The 22,381-nt window shown below is 65.2% G+C and carries 9 protein-coding genes; all 9 read right to left on the reverse strand.

Annotated elements, in window-relative coordinates:
• Positions 1 to 6: 6 nt before the first annotated feature.
• Positions 7 to 3,099 carry a multidrug efflux RND transporter permease subunit gene (locus APH34_RS08715; protein ID WP_054900770.1) on the reverse strand — a complete coding sequence of 1,031 codons (3,093 nt, stop codon included), beginning with the start codon at positions 3,097 to 3,099 and terminating at the stop codon, positions 7 to 9.
• Positions 3,096 to 4,259, reverse strand: coding sequence for an efflux RND transporter periplasmic adaptor subunit (locus APH34_RS08720; protein WP_054900771.1), 1,164 nt, complete (start codon positions 4,257 to 4,259; stop codon positions 3,096 to 3,098). Before APH34_RS08720 ends, APH34_RS08715 begins: the two co-directional genes overlap by 4 nt.
• A 127-nt stretch (positions 4,260 to 4,386) precedes the next feature.
• Positions 4,387 to 5,121 carry a YkgJ family cysteine cluster protein gene (locus tag APH34_RS08725; protein WP_156358071.1) on the reverse strand — a complete coding sequence of 245 codons (735 nt, stop codon included), beginning with the start codon at positions 5,119 to 5,121 and terminating at the stop codon, positions 4,387 to 4,389.
• On the reverse strand, positions 5,118 to 5,429 hold the full coding sequence (locus APH34_RS08730) for a hypothetical protein (RefSeq protein WP_054900773.1): 312 nt from the start codon (positions 5,427 to 5,429) through the stop codon (positions 5,118 to 5,120). Before APH34_RS08730 ends, APH34_RS08725 begins: the two co-directional genes overlap by 4 nt.
• Before the next feature lie 99 nt (positions 5,430 to 5,528).
• Positions 5,529 to 6,428, reverse strand: a complete 900-nt coding sequence (locus APH34_RS08735) for a chemotaxis protein (protein WP_054900774.1) — start codon at positions 6,426 to 6,428, stop codon at positions 5,529 to 5,531.
• Positions 6,429 to 6,554: 126 nt separating this feature from the next.
• On the reverse strand, positions 6,555 to 7,739 hold the full coding sequence (locus tag APH34_RS08740) for an HlyD family type I secretion periplasmic adaptor subunit (RefSeq protein ID WP_054900775.1): 1,185 nt from the start codon (positions 7,737 to 7,739) through the stop codon (positions 6,555 to 6,557).
• Positions 7,736 to 9,904 carry a type I secretion system permease/ATPase gene (locus APH34_RS08745; RefSeq protein ID WP_054900776.1) on the reverse strand — a complete coding sequence of 723 codons (2,169 nt, stop codon included), beginning with the start codon at positions 9,902 to 9,904 and terminating at the stop codon, positions 7,736 to 7,738. The genes APH34_RS08740 and APH34_RS08745 overlap by 4 nt, the downstream gene beginning before the upstream one ends.
• Complete coding sequence (locus APH34_RS08750; RefSeq protein WP_054900777.1) at positions 9,901 to 11,334, reverse strand: TolC family outer membrane protein; 1,434 nt, start codon at positions 11,332 to 11,334, stop codon at positions 9,901 to 9,903. Before APH34_RS08750 ends, APH34_RS08745 begins: the two co-directional genes overlap by 4 nt.
• A 63-nt stretch (positions 11,335 to 11,397) precedes the next feature.
• Positions 11,398 to 22,381, reverse strand: a 10,984-nt coding sequence (locus APH34_RS08755; RefSeq protein ID WP_054900778.1) for a BapA/Bap/LapF family large adhesin, incomplete at its 5' end; no start/stop codon positions are given.

The raw sequence follows: 22,381 nt of genomic DNA on the forward strand, positions 1-22,381 counted from the left end.
CTTGTCTCAGTTGGCACTTGGCGCGGCCGCGCTGGCGGCCTGGCGGCGATGGAACAGGCGCTCCAGGGCCAAGTATATGACCGGGGTGGTGAACAGCGTCAGGGCCTGGCTGACCAGCAGCCCGCCGACCACCGCGATGCCCAGTGGCTGGCGCAGCTCGGCACCGGCGCCAAGGCCGAACATCAGCGGAACCGCACCGAGCAAGGCAGCCAGGGTGGTCATGATGATCGGCCTGAAGCGGGTCAGGCATGCCTGGTGGATGGCCTGCTCAGGCGTCATGCCGTGGTGGCGCTGCGCTTCCAGGGCGAAGTCGATGAGCAGGATGCCGTTCTTCTTGACGATGCCGATCAGCAGCACCACACCGATCAGCCCCATGATGCTGAAGTCCTGACCCATGGCCCAGAGCAGAATCAATGCACCCAGGCCTGCCGAAGGCAGGGTCGAGATGATGGTCAGCGGGTGGACGAAGCTCTCGTAGAGCACACCAAGGATGATGTACACCGCCACCAACGCGGCGAGGATCAGCCACGGCTGGCTCGACAGTGAACTCTGGAAGGCCTGGGCTGCGCCCTGGAAGTTGCCGGTGATCGAATCCGGCATGCCCAGCTCGCGTTGGGTGCGCTCAAGAATCTTCACCGCATCGCCCAGGGCCACGCCAGGTGCCAGGTTGAACGACAGGTTGGCGGCCGGGAACAGGCCGTCATGGCTGATCGACAGCGGCCCTGTGCTGGGGGCTGCGACATGCGCCAGAGCCGATAACGGCACCATTTCATTGGTCAGGGGCGAGCGCAGGTAGAAGAAGTTGAGGCTCTCGGCCTTGCCGCGCTGCTTGGCGTCCAGTTCCAGTATCACCTTGTACTGGTTGGTTTCGGTCTGGAACTCACTGATCTGCCGCTGGCCGAAGGCATCGTACAATGCCTGATCGACGTCGGTGGTCGTCAGGCCGAAGCGCGCCGCAGCCTGGCGGTCGATGTCGATGCGGGTGACGCTGGCGCCCAGTTGCAGGTCGTTGGACAAGTCGCGCAACGCCGGGTTTTCCCGCAGGCGGTCGGTCAGGCGCTGGGTCCACAGGTTGAGGGCGACGCCGTCGTTGCTCTTGAGCACATATTGGTACTGGGTGCGCGAAGGGCCGGAACTGAGGTTGATGTCTTGCCCTGCACGCATGTACAGGACGATGCCCGGTACCTGGGCAAGCTTGGGTCGCAAGCGGTCGATCAGCTCGCTGGCCGACACATCACGATCGCCACGGGGCTTGAGGGCGATCCAGAAGCGGCCGTTGGCGATGGTCTGGTTGCTGCCGGTGACGCCTACCGAGTGGGAAAACGCCTGCACGGCCGGGTCCGCTTCGATGATCTTGGCCAGCGCCAGGTGTTTTTCCACCATCGACGGGAAAGACACGTCCGCTGCGGCCTCCGTGGTGCCCAGGATGAAGCCGGTGTCTTGCAGCGGGAAGAAGCCCTTGGGGATGGCCACGTAGCCCACCACCGCAAGGGCCAGGGTCACGCCGAACACCGCTAGGGTCAGGCGCTGGTGGGCCAGGGCACGGTTAAGGCCTTTTTCGTACCCTTTCAACAGGCGCTCACCAAAGCCCCCATGCTGATCGGAGGGCGGGCGACGCATGAACAGGGCGCAGAGGGTAGGGGCCAAGGTCAGCGACACCACCACCGAAATCAGGATGGTGGCGGTGGCGGTCAGGGCAAACTCCTTGAACAGCCGGCCGACCACACCGCCCATGAACAGCAGCGGAATGAAGGCCGCGATCAGCGAGAAGCTGATCGAGACCACAGTGAAGCCGATCTCGCCGGCGCCCTTGAGCGCTGCGGTACGGCTGTCGTCACCCGCCTCCAGGTGACGATGAATGTTCTCCACCACTACGATGGCATCATCCACCACGAAACCCACCGCGATGACGATGGCCACCAGGGTCAGGTTGTTGAGGCTGAAACCGAGCACGTACATCAGCGCACAACTGGCGATCAGCGAAACGCCGAGGACGCTGGACACCACCAGTGTCGCCGACCATTGGCGCAGGAACAGCGCCATCACGCCGATCACCAGGGCCACGGCGATCATCAGGGTCAGTTCCACTTCGTGCAGTGAGGCGCGGATGGTCTGGGTGCGGTCCTGCAGCACCGACACCTCGACCGAGGCCGGCAGCATTTCCTGCAACTTGGGCAGGGCGGCGAGCACGCGGTCCACGGTGTCGACGATATTGGCGCCCGGCTGGCGGAACACCACCAGGTTGAGCCCCGGTTGGTTGCCGGACCAGGCCTTGACGTAGGCGTTCTCGGCGCCGTTGATTACCTTGGCCACATCCTGCAGGTGCACAGGCGCGCCGTTGCGATAAGAGACGATCAGCTTGGCGTAATCTTCGGGGTGGAACAGCTGGTCGTTGGCCGCGATGGTCGACACGCTGTGCTCACCATACAGCGCACCCTTGGCCAGGTTGAGACTGGTCTGCTGAATGGCCTGGCGCAGGTCGGCGAGGGTCAGGCCGATGGCGGCCAGTTTTTCCGGTTGGGCCTGCACGCGAATGGCAGGGCGCAGTTGCCCGGTGATGTTGACCAGGCCAACCCCGTCGATCTGGCTCAACTGGCGGGCCAGCAGCGTCTCGGCGTAGTCGCTGAGGTCGTTGCCGGGCATCTGTTCGGAGCTGACGGTGAGCACCAGCACCGGGCTGTCGGCCGGGTTGACCTTGCGCCAGGTCGGCGGGTTGGGCAGGTCCTGAGGCAGGCGGGCAGTGGCCGTGTTGATGGCCGCTTGCACTTCCTGGGCGGCGGTGTCGATGTTCTTGTCGAGGGTGAACTGCAGAATCAGCGTGGTCGAGCCCAGCGCGCTGCTGCTGGTCATCTGGGTCATGCCGGGAATAGCGCTGAACTGCACCTCCAGCGGCGTGGCCACCGAGGAAGCCATGGTTTCAGGACTGGCGCCGGGCAACTGGGCGGTGACCTGGATGGTCGGAAAGTCCGCCTCGGGCAGCGGTGCCACCGGTAAGCGCGGGAAGGCGATAGCCCCGAGCAGTACCAGGGCGATGGTCAGCAGCAGGGTGGCGATGGGGTGATCGATGCACCACGCCGAAACACCGTTGCGGGTATTCATGGCTGGCCCCTGCCATCAGCCATCTCCGGCGGTGGCGGCGCGTCTGGCGTGACCTCGACCCGCGAACCTGGTTTGAGCCGCGACTGGCCATCGAGCACCAGGCGTTCGCCCACCTTGACCCCCGCGATGATGTTCAGCCCGCTGTCCTGGTACAGCACCTTGACCGGCACAGCGGTGACGTTGTCACCGTCCAGTCGATAGACGAAGTGCCCATCGACACCCCGTTGTACCACCGGTGGCGGCACCACCAGCGCATTCTGTTCGATAGCGGTGCGCAGGCGAATGGTGACCAGCTGGCCAGGCCAGAGGTGGCCGTCCTTGTTGTCGAACTCGGCCTTGACCCGCACTGTGCCGGTGTTGGCCGAGACCTGGTTGTCGATCAACGCCAGGTGGCCTTCGCCGAGCAGGTTACGCTCGCCATCGGCGTCCATGTAGGCCTGGACCAGCGCTGGCGCAGGCGCCTTGAGCAGGCTTTGCAGCGTGGGCAGCATCTGTTGTGGCAGGGAAAACTCCACGGCAATGGGATCGATCTGAGTCACGCTGAACAGGCCCTGGGTATCGCTGGTGCGCACCAGGTTGCCGGGGTCGACATTGCGAATGCCGACGCGCCCGGTGACCGGTGAGCGAATCTGCGTGTAGGAGAGCTGCACCTCGGCATTGGTGATGGCAGCCTGGTTGCCCTTGACCGTGGCTTGCAGTTGGTTGACCAGCGCCTGCTGCTGGTCGAGGGTCTGCTTGGACACGCCGTCATCGGTACTGAGCAGGCGGTAGCGCTTGAGGTCGACACCGGCAACCTGGATCTGTGCCTGGCTTTGACCCAGCTGGGCGCGGGCCTGGTCGAGGCTGGCACGGATGCTGCGGTCGTCGAGGGTGGCGAGCAGGTCGCCTTCCTTGACCCACTGGCCCTCTTTGACCAGGACCTGGGTCAGCACCCCCTCGACTTGCGGCCGGACCTCGACACTGTGCAGCGACAGCACCGAGCCGATGGCGCTGGCGTATCGCGGCACGTCTTGCTGGGTGACGCTCACCACCCGCACCGGGATAGCGGTTTGCGCATGCGTGACGGGCGCCTCCTTGCGCTGGCTGTACCAGATACCCAGTGCCGCCAGGGCGAGCAATGCAATGACGGCCGTAAAAAGGGAGCGGGTAGGACGACGCATCGGCGCGGGCACCTTGGCCAAGAGGATGGGAAACGGATGTCTGTACTCAAGCTTATAGCCCCCGAACAAGGTCGGCAGCGTGACGGCTGGCTGACAGCGCTGACAGTTTCGCAGCGCTCAGCGCGGTCTAGAACCCGATGAAGGCGTAGTAGCGGGGCGTTTCGCTTGTCGATTGCAGGCCAAGCCCTTGGAGTGTCAGCGACAGCTCATCATCTTGCACATGCAGCGTCCACACGCCACCGTCCGTCCCCTGCACCTGATCCAGCGCCCCTGCAAACGCCTCCATCTGTGGCAGATACGCCGTAAACCCGTTGCCTTTAAGCGCACTGGTGGTCATCCCCAGCGCCTGACATACCGCCACCTTGGCCGCGATATCGTCCCGGTCGGCCTGGCGCGAGGCCTGCACCAGGGCGGCCAGTTGCGGGTCCACCGGCACGCTGCCGTAAATCAGTTCAGGCCCTTGCTGCCATGCCTCAGGCGGGCAATCTTTGTTTTCCGGCCGCAGCGCAATGTGCGGGTTGATCTCTACCGGGTAGATCCGGCAGACCAGCGGGCGGGTTTCATAGATGGTGCACAGGTCATTTTCGTCCAGGTTGCGGCAGCGCCCAGGGTTGAAGGCGGCAAAGGTTACCGAAACGCGCACTTCACCCTTGCCGCAGGGCACTGGGTGCGAGCGGCGCAGCACATGCTCACGCTGATCGGCCGGCATGCCCGGGCCATCGACCACGAATGCTTCGATCAATACCACCACCTGGCCACCGGATGCCGCCCACTGCCGCGACTCGTACAGCGTCAGCGGAACATGGTGGCCGGTACAGCACTTGCCGCAGCCGGTGCAGGCGAAACGCAGGCTTTGGTTCACTTGGCGTCCGGGTTCCATTCATTGACGAAGGCGCGCTGCTGCTGGCGATCGTACAGGCACAGTTCGGTGCCGGTACGCTGCTGCATGTGCTTCTGCGGATAAACCCCTTCAACCAGCAGGGCACTGAAGCCAACCTGGTCATCGAACTCCGCGGGCTTGCCGCGGGCGTGGGCATCCTTGAACTGGCTGGCCGCCAGGCAAGCCTTGAGCATCTGCTGGCGCTGTTCGTTCCAGGCCTGGCTGCTGGAGGCCTGAGCGACACCACTGAACAGTGCGCAGGCGATCAGGACGGAGCTGAAAAACTTCATACGCGGTACCGGCAAATTTTCCGAGGGGCGCGAATTATGCCCGAGTCATCCCCGGCCGCGAGCCAGGGAGTTTGTCGCTGAATATAACAACACGGACCCTCAGCGCTCGGCAAATACCACCGTTCGCGCAGCCACTACCAGGCAGTCGGTCAGCTCGGGCGAGGAGAACTTGGTGAGGATGGCATTGGCCCCGGCCAGCCTGGCCTTTTCGGCGCTCATTGCGCTGTCCAGCGAGGTGTGCAGCAGCACGTAAAGGTGCTGGAAATCTGGCGTTTCGCGCAGGGTACGGGTGAAGGCGTAGCCATCCATCTCCGACATTTCGATGTCCGAAACGATGATGTTGATCTCCTGCGCGGTGCCCTGTAGTTCCAGCAGCACGTTGATTGCATCCTTGGCGCTGCGCGCGGTGTGGCACTCGATGCCGAGGTTGCGCAAGGTATGCACCGACTGTTGCAGTGCTACCTGGCTGTCGTCCACCACCAGGATATTGGCGGCGGCCAGCAGGCTGGCGTCTTCTTCCTGCAATTGGCCAGGGTGAGTCACGGGTTCAGGTGGCGCGATGCCATGGATGACTTTCTCGATGTCCAGCACCTGAACCAAGGTATTGTCGACCCGGGTCACGCCCGTGATGAACGAGCGGTTGCCCGCGCCGTAAGGCGGCGGTTTGATGTCGGTGCTCAGGCAATGGACGATGCGGCTCACTGCCTGCACATGCAGGCCTTGGCGTGAGCGGCTGATCTCGGTGACGATCAGGCAGCCACCGTCGGGGTCGGCCAAGGGGCGTTCACCAATGGCCCGGGACAGGTCGATCACTGACAACGGGTTGCCGCGCAGGGTGGCCACACCTTTCACATGCGGATGCGATTCGGGCAGCCTGGTCAACGGTGGGCAGGGGATGATTTCGCTGACCTTGAGCAGGTTGATTGCCATCAGCTTGCCGCTGCGCAGGGTGAACAGCAGCAGGGACAACGCGTCCGCACGGGCATTTTGCGTGGCCATGGTGACCTTCATGGGAAAGAGGGGATAACGGTATATCGGCCTGTTCGGGCTGGGCTTTAGCCGCAGTCCCATTGCACCGCAAGCACCTGAGGGGGCGGGCCCCTCAGGTTGGGTGATGGCCCCCCATCAGCGCTCGCGCAGTGCTTCCTTGGCCCGGTTGAGCGGCTTGATCAGGTAATCGAGAATGGTTTTTTCACCGGTGCGGATATCCACCGTGGCAATCATCCCCGGCACGATTGCAAAGCGCTTGCCTGCCTTGTTCTGCAAGCTGTCCTGCTCGGTGCGGATGAACACCCGGTAGTAATAGATTTCCGGCTTCACTTCATCCTGCAAGGTGTCCGGCGATATCCCCACCACTTTGCCATCGAGCCCGCCATACACCGAATAGTCATAGGCACTGATCTTCACCTTGGCGGCCTGGTCGGGATGGATGAAGGCGATATCTCGCGGGGCAATGCGCGTCTCGATGAGCAAGCGCTCATCCATTGGCACGATCTTCATCACCTGGCCCCCTGGTTGCACCACGCCGCCCAAGGTGTTCACCTCGATGTCTTTGACGATGCCGCGCACCGGCGAGCGCAGGGTCAGGCGCGACAGCGAGTCGCTGCGCCCGCGGATCACTTCGGACAGGCTGTCGGCCTCGGCACTGGCCTTGGCCAGTTCTTCGCGGGCGCGTACCAGGTAATCGGAGCGCGCTTCGTTGGCCTTGAGTTCCAGCTCCGAGCGCTGCCGGTTGAGGCGGATCACCTCAACCCGGCTGGAGGCGCCCATCTGGGCCAGGTTCTCGGTGATCTTCAGCTCGCTGCGCACCAGCCGCAGCGAGTCCTCGATGCCCGCCAGGGTCTGCTCCAGGCCGCGGCGGCGGGTTTGGTACAGCGCCGTTTCGGCTTCGATCAGCTCGGGCGAGTCGCGCAGGCTGTCGGGGAAGGCCAGCGGCTTGCCGGTTACCTCGGCCCGCAGGCGCGCCACGCTGGCCTTAGCGGCGCGGAACTTGGCCTCGCTCTCGCCGACGCTGGAGGCTGTCTTGGTCGGGTCAAGCTGGGCCAGCACCTGACCACGCTCGACCAGGTCGCCTTCGGCCACGTTCATCTCGGCGACGATGCCACCCTCGAACGACTGGATCACCTGCTCGCGGGAACTGGGGATGACTTTGCCGGTTCCGGTGGATACCTCAGTCACCTCGAACCAGGCCGCCCAGGCCAGGAACGCGGCGAGCATCAGTGCGCACAGGGTGATGATGCGCCCGGCACGAAATACAGCCTGGTCATCCTGGCCGTCCAGATAAGATGCGGGGAGTTCGTGGTTGCTCATGCGTGGCCTCCTTGCAGTTTGGCCAGGGCGGCGTCACGGCTGTCGTCGATGACGATACGCCCGCCGTCCAGCACGATGATCCGCTCGACGCGCTGCAGCACGCTCAGACGATGAGTCGCGATGACCAATGTACGGCCCTGGCAGAAGCGGTCGAGGTTGTCGAGCAGCTTGCGTTCGGTCATGTCGTCCAACGAGGCGGTAGGTTCGTCCAGCAGCAACACCTGTGGCTGGCGCACCAGCAGGCGCGACAGCACCAAGGCCTGGCGTTGCCCGCCTGACAGGCCCAGGCCGCCTTCCAGGATCAGATGGTCCAGGCCTTTGGGCAGGCGCCGGACGAAGTCCAGGGCGCCGGTCGCGGCCAGCGCGGCCACCAGTTCCTGGTCACTGGCCTGCCCGGCGCCGAGGGTGAGGTTTTCCCGCAGGGTGCCGTGGAACAGCCGCGCGTACTGAGGCAGTAAACCGACGTCACGGCGCAGGTCAGCCGGGTCGAGGTGGGCCAGGGCGATGCCGTCCAAGGTAACTTCGCCTTGCACCAGGTCCATGGCGCCACCCAGCGCCTGCAGCAGGGTCGACTTGCCAGCCCCGTTGCGCCCCAGCACGGCAATGCGTTCACCCGGCTGGATGTCCAGCTGGGCAATGTTGAGCACCGGCGGCGCTTCGGGGTCGTAGCGGAAGTTGGCCTGACGCAGCGCGTACTCGCCACGGATGGCCGGCAAGTGCACACGGGCCTCGCCCTCGGGGTGGTCGACCGGCGACTGCATCAGCTTGTCCAGGCCTTGCAGCGCCACCTTGGCCTGCTGCCAACGTGTCAGCACGTGGGTGAGCTGTGCCAGCGGCGCCATCATGCGTGACGACAACATTGATGCGGCGACCAGGCTACCGGTGGTGAGGTCGCCGGCAATCACCATGGGTGCGCCAATCACGATGACCACGGCAAACACCGCACCTTGCACGTTCTGTGTCCAGGTCACCAGGCCGTTGGTCAGGGTGCGTAAACGCAGGTTTGTGTGCGCGCAGGCGGCGTTGTACTGGTTCCATTGGCGCTCGAAGCGGGCTTCGGCCTGCAGGGCCTTGATCTCGTCCAGGCCCTGGATGCTTTCCACCAGCATCGCGTTGCGCAGCGCCGACTCGCGCATCGAGGCATTGGCCAGGCGTGCCAGCCGGCGTTGCGCCAAGAGGCCCGGCAACACCATCGCCAGCAGCGCCACCAGCGGAATGAACACCAGTACCCCGCCGATCAGCCAGAACACGAACAGGAACAGCAGGAAGAACGGCAGGTCGGCCAGGGCCGTGGCGGTGCTGGAGGTAATCAGGTCACGGATCGACTCCAGCTCGCGCAACTGCGAGATGAACGAACCGGTGGATTTTGGCCGCACCGAATTGCGCAGACGCAGTGCATGGCCATAGACCAGGTCCGACACACGCAGATCGGCGCGTTTGCCGAGCAGGTCGGTGACCTTCAACCGCAGCAGGCGCATGCTGAAGTCGAAGACCAGCGCCAGCACCACGCCACCGAACAGCACATAGAGGGTGGGTAACGATTCCGCCGGAATGACCCGGTCATACACTTGCATCGAAAACAGCACCCCGGCCAGTGCCAGCACGTTGGCCACCAGCGAGGCGACCATTACCTGGCCATACGGGCGCAAGTCGCGCAGCACGATGCGGGCGAACCAGTGGCGATCGTAGGGGGCGGTGTAGTCGTCGGTACGCACGTCGCGCAGCGGCCGCGCCGGGCGCATCAGGGCTACCCGGTTGATACGCCCTTCGAGTGCTTCGCGGGGCAGGCGCGAGGTCAGGCTCTGGTCGCCGGCGAACACGACGGCCAGCTCGTTTTCCTCGGTCACAGCCTCGACCACGGCCAGTTGGCCATCGTCCAGTTCCAGCACCAGGGGCGTACGCCATTGGCGCAGGGCCTTGGCGTCGAAGCGCACGAAGCGCAGTGACAGCCCGGCCTGGCGCGCCATGTGCCGGAGGATTTCGTCCAGCGGGCGGGCATCTTCCACTGCGGCCAGGCGAATACGTTGGGGCGAGACATCCAGGCGGTAATGGTGCGCGACCTGAAGCATCACCTCAAGCCATGGGCCCAGGTCCGGGCGGTGCACCACCGCCTGCTCGGCGTTCTGCTGCTGGCTGGCCTGGGCCAGGTTGACGGTTTCGTTCATGGCTCGATCTCCACCCCTTGCAGGTTGCGCCCTTCCAGCCCGAAGGCGGTCCGCAGGGCACCGGTGTTGTACAGGCAGTCGACATCCAGGCGCAGCAGGTCGGAGCGCGTGCCGGCGAGTTCGAAGCGCGACTGGTAGATTTCCTGCTCGGCATTGAGCAGGTCGAGCAGTGGCCGGGTGCCCAAGTCCAGGTATTGCCGGCCATAGAGCATGCGAGCTTCCTGGATGCTGGTCTGGCGGGCTTCCAGTGAGCTGAGCCGGCGGCCCAGCCCCGAGGTTTGCGCCATGGCTTCGGCAAGCCCACGACGCGCTTGGAGCCGCGCGGCGTCTTCGGCAGAGTCGGCGGCGCTCAGGGCATGGCCTGCGGCACGGGTTCGGGCGCTGATGGCACCCCCCTGGTAGATAGGTACCTCGAGGTTCAGATAGATGCCGGCTTGGGTACGGTCGAGCCGGTTGTTGTCACGGTCGTAGTCGTTGTCCAGGTAGTGGTTGACCTGCGGTTGCAGGGACAGCGTGGGGTACGCCTCGGCTTTGGCCTGGGCCAGTTCGGCCTGGGATTGGGCGCGCAGGGCCAGCGCCATCAGCACGGCGGGCAGACGGTCGTCAGCCGGGTGCGACTTCTTGCAGGCCTGCAGCAATTCCGGGGGCGACTCCTCAGCCAGTGCCGGCGGCGAAACCCGCCCCAGCAGTTGCGCCAGCGTCGAACGCCAGCGTTCGTACTGAGCCTGGTATTCCTCCAGCGTGGCACGCGCACCCTCCACCCGGGACTCGGCCTGGACCACGTCGGAGCGGGTACTGGCGCCCATGTCGCTGCGCTGGCGCGCCATGCCGGCGATATCGCCTACCCCGCGCACCTGGTCGCGGGCAATCACCATGAGCTGCTCGTAGCGGCGGGTTTCGATCCAGGCATAGGCGGTGTCCCGCGCCAACTCGTCGACCACCAGCAGGATATTGGCCTGGGCACGGGTAGCGGCTGCGTGAGCGGCATTGACGGCGCTGTCGACTTTGCCGAAATCGTAGAGCATCTGCTTGAGCGACAGGTTCAGTGCCTGGCTGTTGCGGTCGCTGCCGTAACCGGTGTCATAACCGGTGCGGATGCCTCCGGAAATCTGCGGGTAGTAGCCAGCACGCGCGACATTGATGCCTTCGCCCTGTTTGTACAGGTTGCCGACGGCCTCGGCGATGCTTGGGTGCCACTGCGCAGCCGTCACGACCGCTTCGGCCAGACCCAGCCTGTCCCCGGTGCCAGGGGCCTGGCCGGAAGGGGGGCGGGCGGGTATGGCATCGGGGGCGTCACGCAGCAGTGACGGCCCGATGGTGCGCAGTGCTGGATCTATGTCATCGGCTGCCTGGGCAACCGGGTTCGAATTCAGTACCAGGAGCCCGAGGGCTCCCAGCCACAGCGGTGACAGCGGACTGCGTCGCTTCACATAATTCCCTTACTGCTGTTCGTCCTTGCCGCCGGGCATGGCGCCCGGCGGGTTACTGCGGCCTCAGACGACATGGATGCCGTTTTGCACCCACAGGTGGTGGCTCGGATCCTCCTGGGCCGTGTATTGGTTATAGTCGATACCGTCGGAAGTTTGGTTGCCTACCAGGGCCCAATTATCCGTGAGGTGTACCGAGTCCTTGTCATCCCCCTTGATGATCAGCGTGTCCTTGCCGGTTTCGGTGATCGCCACCACGTCTGCCAGGTTGAGGGTCAACGCCACGGCGCTGGTGTCGTTGAGGTCGATGACCTCAATCGCATGGACGCGCCCGACCAGGTTGCCCAGGTCGATGCTGGCATCGCCGCCGCCCCACAGGAGCGTGTCGGTACCCGTGCCGCCATCGACGCTGGCGAAGTGCTGGTCGACCACCACCAGGGTGTCATTGCCTGCTCCTCCCTCCAACGTGATGTGGCCGCCCCGGCTGCCATCGAGGTGGTCGTTGCCGTCGGTACCGGCAATCACTTCGCTGGACGCAGCGGCGGCGACACTGGCCAGGGCCACACCCTCGTCGCCGGTGTCAGCCAGTGTCGAGGTAGTGGCGGTGAGGCCGGCGGCGTTGTCCAGGTTGATGGTCAACGTGGCGGTATCGCTGGTGCCATTGGGGTGGGTCAGTTCGTAGGTGAAGGTGTCGTGCTGACCGACCACCGCTGAAGTAAGCCCCGTTTTGAGGGTGTAGGTGTAACTGCCGTCAGCATGCACCAGTAGCGTGCCGTAGGTGCCTGCCACGCTGACCCCGTTGTAGCCTGGGATGGCGTAGGTGTTGGCGCCTACCAGCACGCTCAGCACGGTCAGCGCCGAACCCAGGTTGTCTGCACCGCCACCGCTGGTGTCGGTCAGCAGGTTTCCGGTTACCAGCGTGGCGTTGCTGACCACGAACTCGTTGGTGTGGGTGGTCGTTGTGGTGAGACTGGTGGTGATCGAGCTGGCAAGGCCGATGCCGCCTGCGGTTACGCGGATTTGATAGGTACCGGCACCCTGGTTCTGGAAGGTGTACCCTGAGCCACCACCCAGCAGGCTGATCAGCGAGCTGCCGCGCACACTATCGACCAGCGCATACTGGTTGGTAGCAGGGTTGAGCTTGAGCAGATCAATGGTGGTGCCATTGAGCAGGCTCAGCAGGTTGGTTGAGTTGACCACCACTTGCAGGTTGGCTGTGGTATCGGCACCGACGGTGGTGGTGTAGGTCGCTTGCCGACTGCCGATCAACGGCAGGTTCAGCGTGCCCAAGGTGGCGCTGCTGGTATCCACGCGGTTGGCCAGGGTGAGGTGGCTGCTGCCGAAGTCGTTGACTGCATCGACCACCGTGGCAGGTGCGCCGAGGTTGCTGTCGCTCCAGATTTCCGTGGCTTGTGGGCTGTCGATGCGCACATACAGGTTCGCGGTGTCGCTCAGGCCATTGCTGTGGACCAGCTGGTAGCTGAACACATCGACTTTGCCGACGCTGGAAGGCGTCCCATTGGGCGTATAGGTGTAGCTGCCGTCGGCCCGAATCACCAGGGTGCCATACAGCCCTTGCACCTCGGTGGCGCTGCCAGCGGTGACATAGCTGCCGTTCTTCAGTACCTGCAGTACCGCAGAGCTGTCCGGGCCTCTGGCATCGGTGCTGCCGTCGACACCCGGGTCGGTAATGACGTTGCCAGAGGTTGGCGTACCGGTACCGGTGAACTGGGTCAGGCTGGTGGTTTCAATGTCCAGCGTGGTGGTGACGTTGGTGATCAGGCCAATGCCGCCACTGCCGACCGTCAGGCGATAGTCGCCCGCCTGCAGCAATCCGATGTCGACGCGTATCCCTTGACCCAGGGGCAGCAGGATCAGGTCGAGCAGGCCTTGGCTGTTGCCGGTGGCCAGTGTCACCCAGTCTCCGGCTGCGTTCTTCACCTCCAGGGTGAAGTTCGCTCTGTCGAGCAAGGCCAGGGCGCTACTGGTGGTCAACGTCAGGCTCACGTCCACCGTGGTGCCTGCACCTACTGTCCAGGTATACGGCTTGGTAAAGCCCGACAGCAAGGTAGTGAAACTGTCCTGATAGGTAGTAGAGCTCACCACCGGTGCCAGGTTGACGGTCGCGGTGGCCAGGTTGTCGCTGGCAACCACCGGCGCATTGGCATCGATATCCGGCGCGGTGATGGTGACGTTGCCGGAGACGTTGTTGCGTGGGTCGGTGAGGGTGACCGACAGCACCTGGCCGTTGTCCTGGGCTGGGCTCAGGGTAACGGTGAAGGTGCCGTTGGGCTGCACTGTGGCCGTTTGCAGCACGGTGCCGGTGGCACTGCGCACTGTGACAGTGGCTCCGGGCTCACCGTTACCGGTGAGGGTGCTGCCGTCGGCGCTGATCGCCAGGTTGCTGGCGGCCGCAGGTGGCGTGAGGTCTGGTGCGGTCAGGGCAGTCCCGGTCGAGACGTTGCCGGCCGCATCGGTCAAGGTGACCGTCAACGCCTGGTTGTCGATCTGCGCAGCGTTGAGGCTGACCACGAACAGGCCGTTGACGCCCACCGTGGCGGTGCCCAGGAGGGTGCCAGCGCTGTTGCGCACCGTGACGGTGCTGCCGATCTCGCCAGAACCACTCACCGTGGTGCCGTTGGCGTTGATCGTGGCCGCTGGCGCTGCGGGCGGTGTGGTGTCGGGCGCGGTGATGGCAGTGCTGCCCGAGAGGTTTCCAGCGCCGTCAGCCTGGCGCACGGTGAGCAGTTGCCCGTCGTTCTGTGCGCTGGTGAGGCTAACGCTGAAGGTACCGTCGGCTTGCACCACGGCCGTTCCGATTGGCCCGCTTGGGCCCCTCACGGTGACAGTTGCGCCGGGCTCGCCGACACCGGTCAGCACAGTGCCGCCGGCATTGAGCGTCAGGTTGCTCGGTGCGTTTGGCGGCAGCACGTCTGGCGCGGTGAAGCTGGTGCTACCAGAGACGTTCTGCGCAGCGTCGGCCTGGGTTACGCCCAGCACCTGGCCATTGAGCTGCGCGCTGGCCAGGTTGATGCTGAACGTGCCACCGGCGTTCACCAGGCCGGTGCCGAGTATGTTGCCGCCGGCATCGCGCACGGTGACCGTGGCACCGGCTTCACCGCTGCCGGTCAGCACCAGGCCATTGGTGGACAGCGCGGTAACGATCGGATTGGCCGGTGGGGTGATATCGGCTGCCTGCAGATAGACAGGCTGCGATTCTACTCCGAGGGTGACTGTAACTACCGATATCTGCTCGCCGTTAAGCTGTGGCGCATCGAGCCTCAGGGTAAACGTGCTGCCGAGGCTGGATCCGCTGCCGATCTGATTACCCGCGGCATCGTAGACACGGATGACTCCGGCGGGCGCACTACCGGTCAAGGTCAGGCCATCGGCAGCCAGCTTCACATCGGTTGGCGGAGCGGGAGGCGCTACCAGAGGGGTGGTATAGGTAACCGGGTCAGAGGCGTTCGAAGAAGCATCTGTCTGTGTTACCGACAAGGTTGCCCGCGGACCGACCGAAGACTCCAGGGTGATCTGGAAGGTCCCACCGCTGCTCACTACACCGGAGCCTATCACGCGGCCGCCGCTGGTGACGGTCACGGTCGCACCAGGTTCACCTTTACCGGTCAGCACATTGAACGTGTTGTTGATGCCCAGGTCCGTCACCTGCTCAGGAGGCGAGGTGTCGAGGGTCTGGTAGCTCGCCGGCAGCGAAGCGTTACCGGCGGCGTCCGTGGACACGACGGTCAGCAGTTGCCCGTTGTTCTGCGCCGGGCTCAGCGTGACGGTGAACTGGCCATTGCCCTCTACCGTGATGGTGCCCAGCACCGCATTGGTCGGTCCACGTACGGTAATGAGGCTACCTGCCTCGGCAGTGCCGGTGAGGGAGGTGCCCGCTGGGTTGAGCAACAGGTCAGTCGGCTGCGCAGGTGGTGTCAGGTCCGGTGCTGTGAGCTGGAACGGTGCAGAAGGGTTGCCGGTTGCGTCCTGGGCGATGAGGGTCAGGACCTGGCCGTCGATCTGCGCCGGGATGAGGTTGAGCACGAAGGTGCCGTCGACAGCGATGATGCCTTGCCCGAGCATGTCGCCCCGGTTGTTCATCACGGTGACGCGTGCACCCGGTTCACCTTCACCGTTAAGTTGAGTACCACTGCTGTTCAAGGTGGCAGTAACGCTGGCCGGTGGGGTGATGTCGACGGCCGTGACGGTGGAGATCGGCGACAGGTTGCCAGTGGCATCCTGCAGGGTCACCTGCAGCACCTGGCCATTGATCTGCGGCGAACTCAGTTCAACCACGAAGGTGCCGTTGGCGTCGACCGTGGCGGAACCGATAAGGAGAGCGCCGACGTAGACGCGCACGGTAGCGCCCGCTTCGCCGGTGCCGCTGAGCTGATCGCCGGCAACATTCAGGTGCAGCTCGGCCGCGGCCTCTGGTGGTGTCAGGTCTGGTGCCTGGACCGTGACCGGCACACTGATGTTGCCGGGTGGGTCGGCCTGCTGTACCGAGAGCACTTGCTGGTTGATCTGAGGCGGCGACAGTTCGACGCGGAAGCTGCCGTCGGCCAGTACCCGACTGGTGCCCAGCACATCGCCCAGCGCGTTGGTCACCGTGACCAATGCACCCACCTCACCGCGGCCACTGACCACGCTGCCGTCGATGTTGATGGCCACCTCGGTGAGGGCGGCCGGCGGGGTAAAGTCGGGAGTCTGTAGCGTCGCCGCAGCCGATACGTTGCCGGCAGCGTCGGTCTGGGTAAAGCTGAGCACTTCAGCGTTGCCCAAGGCCGGGTTGAGGGTGATGGTGAAGTGGCCGCTGGCATCGACCAGCGCGGTACCGATCTGGTCACCGGCCGGGTTGGTGACAGTGACCCGCGCGCCTGCTTCGCCGCGACCGGTGAGGGTAACACCATCGCCGGAGATCGCCAGTTCGGTGGGGGCCGCAGGCGGCGTCGTATCCGGCGCGGTGATGGCGCTGGGGTTCGACTGGTTGCCGGCTGCATCGGTCAGCACCACCTGCACCTGCTGGCCATTGGCCTGTGGCGCGCTGAGGCTGACCTGGAAGCTACCATCGCCACGCACTACCGCTGTGCCCAGCACGCTGCCATCGGCGGCAAGCACTTTTACGGTGGCGCCAGCTTCGCCGGTTCCGTTGAGCAGGCTGCCACCGCCGATAAAGGCGAGGTTGCCTGCGGCATCCGGTGCCACGCGGTCTGGCGCGGTGAGGGTGACGCTGTTGGACTCGTTGCCGGCAGCGTCGGTCTGTTGAGCGCTCAAGCGTTCGCCATTGATCTGCGCGGCGCTCAGGCCAATGCTGAAGTTGCCGTTGGCATCTACCACACCGGTGCCCAGGTCGACTCCGCCTTGGCCGATTACGCTGACGCTGGCACCCGGCTCGCCACGGCCGCTGAGTGTCAGGCCGTCGCTGGACAGCGCCAGGTTGGTCAGCGGTTGGGGTGGTGTGGTGTCCGGTGCTTGCAAGGTCGTCGGCAACGAGGCACTGCCGTCCGTGCCCACAGCGTTGACCTGCAGCACCTCACCGTTGGCCTGGGCGCTGCTGAGGTTGACGGTGAAGGTGCCGTCGTTACCCACCGGCGCGGTGCCCAGTACTGCACCATTGGGGCCGTATACGTTCACCACGCTGCCGGGCGCGGCGGTACCCGTGACCACCAGCCCATTGGCAGACAGCACCAAGTTGTCTGGCGCATCGGGGGCCAGGATGCCTGGCGCGGTCACGCTCTGTGCCGGTGAGACATTCTGTGCGGCATCGGCCTGAGTCACGCTGAGGCTCTCGCCGGCCGTCGCCGGCGGATTGAGTGTAACTGTGAAGTGGCCGTCGCTACCGACTGTGGCGGTACCCAGCTCAGCACCGTCAGGTGCCCGTACAGTGACGGTGGCGCCCGCTTCGCCGGTACCGGTCAGGGTCCCGCCATTGCCTGCAACCGCCAGGTTGGCGACCGCTGCTGGCGGGGTGGTATCGGCAGCGGTGTAAGGCGCCGAAGGCGACACATTGCCTGCTGCATCTGTGGCGGTAACTTGCAAGGTCTGGCCGTTGGTCTGGGCCGTGTTCAGCGTAACCTGGAAGGTGCCGTTGCTGTTGGCCACGGCAGTGCCCAGCACATTGCCGGCCGCGTCGCGCACGGTGACCGTGCTGCCTGCTTCGGCGTTACCACTCAGTTGCAGACCGGTACCGGCCAGCGCCAGGGCGGTTGGCGCGGCAGGCGGGGTGAAGTCAGGTGCGGTAAGCGTTACTGCGGTCGACGTGTTGTTGCCCGCGTCGGTCTGGGTCACGCTTAGGTGCTGGGCATTGAGCTGCGCACTGTTGAGGGTGAGCGTGAAGCTGCCATTGGCGGCTACCAGGCCGGTGCCGATGATGGTGCCGTCGGGGCCGCGCACGGTCACGCTGGCACCGGCTTCACCCAGGCCGGTGAGGGTCAGGCCATTGTTGTTGAGCACCACGTTGGTCAGCGGCGCCGGTGGCGTCAGGTCAGGCGTGCTCAGCGTAACCGCAGGCGAGGTGTTACCTGCCGCATCCACCTGGCTCACGCCGATGGCCTGGCCGGTCGCCTGTGGCGTGTCGAAGGTGACCGTGAAGCGGCCATCGGCACCCACGGTCGCGGTGCCTACCACGGTACCGGCGGCGTTGCGTACCTGCACCGTTGCACCCACTTCGCCGCTGCCGGACAGTTGTTTGCCATCGGCGCTGAGCACCGGGTTGCCTACGGCGGCAGGTGGCGTGCGGTCCGGGGTCGCCAGGCTGGCAGGACCAGACACGTTGCCGGCGGCATCGATGAGGGTGACTTGCAATGCGCTGCCGGTGGTTTGCGCACTCGGCAGGGTGACTTGGAACTGACCGTTCTGGTTGACCGTTCCCTCGGCCAGTATTGCACCGCTGGCATCACGCACGATTACCCTTGCGCCAGCTTCGCCCTGGCCGCTGACTACCGTGGCTGCGCTGTTCAGGCTCAGGCCTGTGGCTGCGTCTGGCGCCTGCAGGTCTGGTGCCTGCACGGTCGCGGCGAGGGAGGTGTTACCAGCAGCGTCGGCCTGGGTAATGGTGAGGCTTTGGCCGTTGGCTTGCGGCGGCACCAGGCTGACACTGAACAGCCCATTGCTGCCTACGGTTGCGGTGCCCAGCACGGTGCCTTGCGCATCCACCACACGTACGGTTGCACCGACTTCACCGTGGCCGGTGAGGGCGCTGCCGGTACGATCCAGGACCAGCTGGTTGGGCGCATCGGGGGCCGTGGTGTCCTCTGCCACGATGGTGGCTGGCACCGAAGGCTTGCCACCGGCTGCGTCACGGGCACTAACCTGCAGGATTTGGGCGTTGAGTTGGGCGTTGCTGAAGAACACCCGGAAGGTGCCGTCGCTGCCGACCGTGGCGGTACCCAGGGTGATCCCTGCGGACGTTACGGTGATCAATGAGCCCGCGGTGCCTTGGCCGATGAGCAGGAAGCCGTCGGCACTGATTGACAGGGCGGACGGGGTGGCGATTTCGCTGCCGTCCGGGCCGGTCACGTTGACCGAGGTTTCGTTGCCACCTCCGTCGCGGACCACCAGTTGCGCGCTATCGCCGCTGCCCAGCGGCGGATCGAGCGGGATCACGAAGGTGCCATCCGGCCCGACAGTGCCCTGGCCCAGTATTTCGTTGCCGTCGCGCACGATGACGGTGGCACCTGGTTCAGCGCTACCGGCAATGGTGCTGCCATCCGGGCTGACGGTGATATCGGTGGCCGCTGCGGGGGGAGTGGTATCCTCTGCGGTGACGGTCAACGGCGCCGAGTCGTTTCCTGCGGCATCGGTAACGATGACCGTCACGGTCTCGCCGTTGGTCAACGGCGGTGCCAACGGCACGCTGAAGCTGCCATCCTCGTTGACTGACCCGGTAAAGGTACCACCAGGGCCAGTCACCGTTACCGAGCTTGCACCCGGTGCGTTACCGGTGACCTCGGTGCCATCTGGGCTTATTTGCACCTCAGTGGGGAGTGCCGGCGGGGTGAGGTCCGGTGCGGTGACCTGAGCCGCTCCAGAGACATTGCCGGCGGCATCGGTCAAGGTGATGTCGAGTACCTGGCCGTCCAGTTGTGGTGGCGACAGCGGCACGATGAAGTTGCCGCCCACCGGTACAAGCACAGTGCCCACCACGTCGCCATTGGCATTGCGCACCTCGACGGTGGAGCCCACTTCGCCACTGCCTTGCAGGTGAGTGCCGTCGGCGCTGACCTGGACACCGGTCGGGGTGGCTGGCCCGGTGGTATCAACGGCTGTGACGGTCGCCGACGGCGAGGTGTTGCCAGCCTTGTCGGTGAGCACCACCGACAGCACTTCTCCGTTGGTCTGGGCCGGGCTGAGGATAACGCTGAAGGTACCATCGGCATTCACTACGACATCGCCCAGTACCTGCCCGGTTGCATTGCGCACCTCCACCGTGGCACCCGGTTCACCTCGGCCACTGAGTTCGCTGCCGTCAGTGCTCAGCGCAAGGTCTTGGGCCACCTCCGGGGCCTGCAGGTCGGGGGCGGTCAGGGTACCGGCGGTGGAATCATTGCCGGCGGCGTCGGCCTGAATGACCGACAAGGCCTGGCCGTTGAGCTGGGGTGGATCGACGGAGACGCGGAACGTGCCGTCGGCCTCCACCACGGCGGTACCCAGTACTGCACCGCCGGTGCCGATGACGCGGACCGTCGCGCCGGGCTCACCGGTGCCGGACACCACGCTGCCATCGGCAGACAGCACCAGGTCTATCGGGGTGTCCGGCGCTTCGCTGTCTGGCGCTGTCAGGCTGACGGCTGCAGAAAGGTTACCGGTGGGGTCGCGCTGCTCAACGGTCAGAGCTTGGCCGTTGGTCTGCGGTGCGTCCAGAGCGACCTCGAAGCTACCGTCCTCGTTGACTACGGCCGTGCCCAGCACGGTGCCGTCGGGGCCACGTACCGTGACTGTGGCGCCCGGTTCGCCGGTGCCTGTGACAGTGGTACCTGAGTTGTCGATCACCGTGTTGCCAACCACCTGCGGCGGGGTGCTGTCAGGGGCGGTGAAATCAACCGGGCCGGCACTGTTGCCGAAGCTGTCGGTAGCTTCCACGGTCAGGCTCTCACCGTTGCGCTGTGGCGGGTTGAGGGCGACGTCGAAGCGCCCGTCGGCGCCGACCGTGGTGGTGCCCAGCACGGTGCCGTCGGCGGCACGCACAGTGATGATCGCACCCGTCTGGCCCGTGCCGGTAAGGTGAATGCCGGTGCTGTCGATGGCCAGGCCGGAAGGTTGCAGCGGGCCATCGAGGTCGGGGGCGGTGAGGTTAGCGGTCGAACTGTTGCCCGCCGCATCGCGCAACACCACGTCCAGCTCCTGGCCGTTGGTCTGGGCCGGTGTCAGGGTCAGGGTGAACACCCCGTTAGGCCCGACCACGGCAGTACCCAGCACCGTGCCCTGGGCGTTGCTGACCTGCACACTGGCACCGGGTTCACCGCGGCCAGTGAGGGTCACGCCATCGGCACTGAGCAGCAGGTCGGTGGCCGCGCTGGGTGGGGTGATATCCGGTGCGGTGATCTGGATCGGGAGCGAACTGTTGCCGCCAGTGTCGACAGCCACCACGTCGAGCAGTTCGCCATTGGCCTGGGGCGGTGTGAGGTTGAGTGTGAAGGTGCCGTCGTTGCCCACTTGCACACTGCCCAGCACCGTCCCTTGGGCATCGCGCACTTCCACCCGGCTGCCTGCCGGGGCGCTGCCGCTGAGGGTCGAACCATTGGCGGCCAGCACCAACTCGCTTGGGCTTTCCGGTATTGGCGTCAGTGGCACGACGACGGTCAGGCCCAGCGATTCGTTGCCGGCAGCATCGGTCTGCACCAGGACGATGGTTTCGCCGGCGGCGAGCGGGGTGTCCAGGTTGACCAGGAAGGTGCCATTGGAGGCCACTGTGGCGGTGCCGAGCACATTGCCATCGGGATCGCGCACTTCGACTTTGGCGCCGGCTTCACCACGGCCGGCAATCACCTGGCTGCCGGCACCCACCACTACGTTACTGATGATGGCTGGAGCGGTGGTATCGGGGGCGGTGTAGTTCAGCGGCTCGGAGACGTTGCCGGCGGCATCGATCACCCGGATGGTCAATATTTCGCCGTTGGCCTGGATTGGGTTCAGAGTGAGGCTGAAATTGCCGTCGCCGCCAACGATACCGCTGCCGATCAGGGCGCCGCTGGCGTCACGCACTTCCACCCGGGCGCCGGGTTCTGCGTTCCCGGTCAGGGTTGCACCAGCACTCAGGTCAAGCGCTGTCGGCTGGCCTGGGGCTACCAAGTCCGGGGCGGTCAGCGGGCTGGAAGCCGAGACATTGCCCGCGGCATCGGTCAGAGTCACCTGCAGCGACGAGCCGTCGATGACCGGGCTGTTCAGTTGTAGAGTGAAGCTGCCATCCGGCTGCACAGTGCCGGTCCCTACGACCTGGCCTTGATCGTTCAATACATTGACCGTCGCGCCGGCTTCACCGCGGCCCGAAACGGTACGGCCATCGAGGCTGATGACCAGGTCACTGGCCGGAGCTGGCGGTGTGGTGTCGCCGCCGCCGTCGATGTCTGGTGCAGTGACGTTGCCCGCGGCGGAGATGTTGCCCGCAGCATCGGTTGCGGTGACCTGCAACTGTTCGCCATCGACCTGCGGTGGGTTGAGGGTGATGCTGAAGGCGCCGTTTGCACCGACCACGGCGCTGCCCAGTACGGTGGTGCCGTCGGCGGCGAGGATCCTTACGGTGCTGCCGGGCTCCGCGCGGCCACTGACGACAGTGCCATCGGCATTGACCGCCAGATCGGAGGGGGCGGCTGGCGCCGTGATATCGGGCGCAGTGACCTGGGCGGGCAGGGACGAAGCGCCGCTGCCATCGATTGCTACGACGTCGAGCAACTCGCCGTTGGCTTGCGCTGGGTTGAGTGCCAGTGTGAAGGTGCCTTCGGCGCCAACCACGATGATGCCGAGTACTGTACCGTTGGCATCGCGCACCTCAACGCGGCTGCCTGCCGGGGCGGTGCCGCTGATGCTGCTGCCATCGGCGGAAATGACCAGC

This window comes from Pseudomonas sp. NBRC 111131 (assembly GCF_001320525.1).
Classification (GTDB): Bacteria; Pseudomonadota; Gammaproteobacteria; order Pseudomonadales; family Pseudomonadaceae; genus Aquipseudomonas; species Aquipseudomonas ceruminis.

Excerpts from the sequence above, each read along its gene's own strand:
- APH34_RS08735 (WP_054900774.1), bottom strand. The coding sequence starts at position 6,428 with ATGGCCACGCAAAATGCCCGTGCGGACGCGTTGTCCCTGCTGCTGTTC.
- APH34_RS08730 (WP_054900773.1), bottom strand. The coding sequence starts at position 5,429 with ATGAAGTTTTTCAGCTCCGTCCTGATCGCCTGCGCACTGTTCAGTGGT.
- APH34_RS08745 (WP_054900776.1), bottom strand. The coding sequence starts at position 9,904 with ATGAACGAAACCGTCAACCTGGCCCAGGCCAGCCAGCAGCAGAACGCC.
- APH34_RS08715 (WP_054900770.1), bottom strand. The coding sequence starts at position 3,099 with ATGAATACCCGCAACGGTGTTTCGGCGTGGTGCATCGATCACCCCATC.
- APH34_RS08720 (WP_054900771.1), bottom strand. The coding sequence starts at position 4,259 with ATGCGTCGTCCTACCCGCTCCCTTTTTACGGCCGTCATTGCATTGCTC.
- APH34_RS08740 (WP_054900775.1), bottom strand. The coding sequence starts at position 7,739 with ATGAGCAACCACGAACTCCCCGCATCTTATCTGGACGGCCAGGATGAC.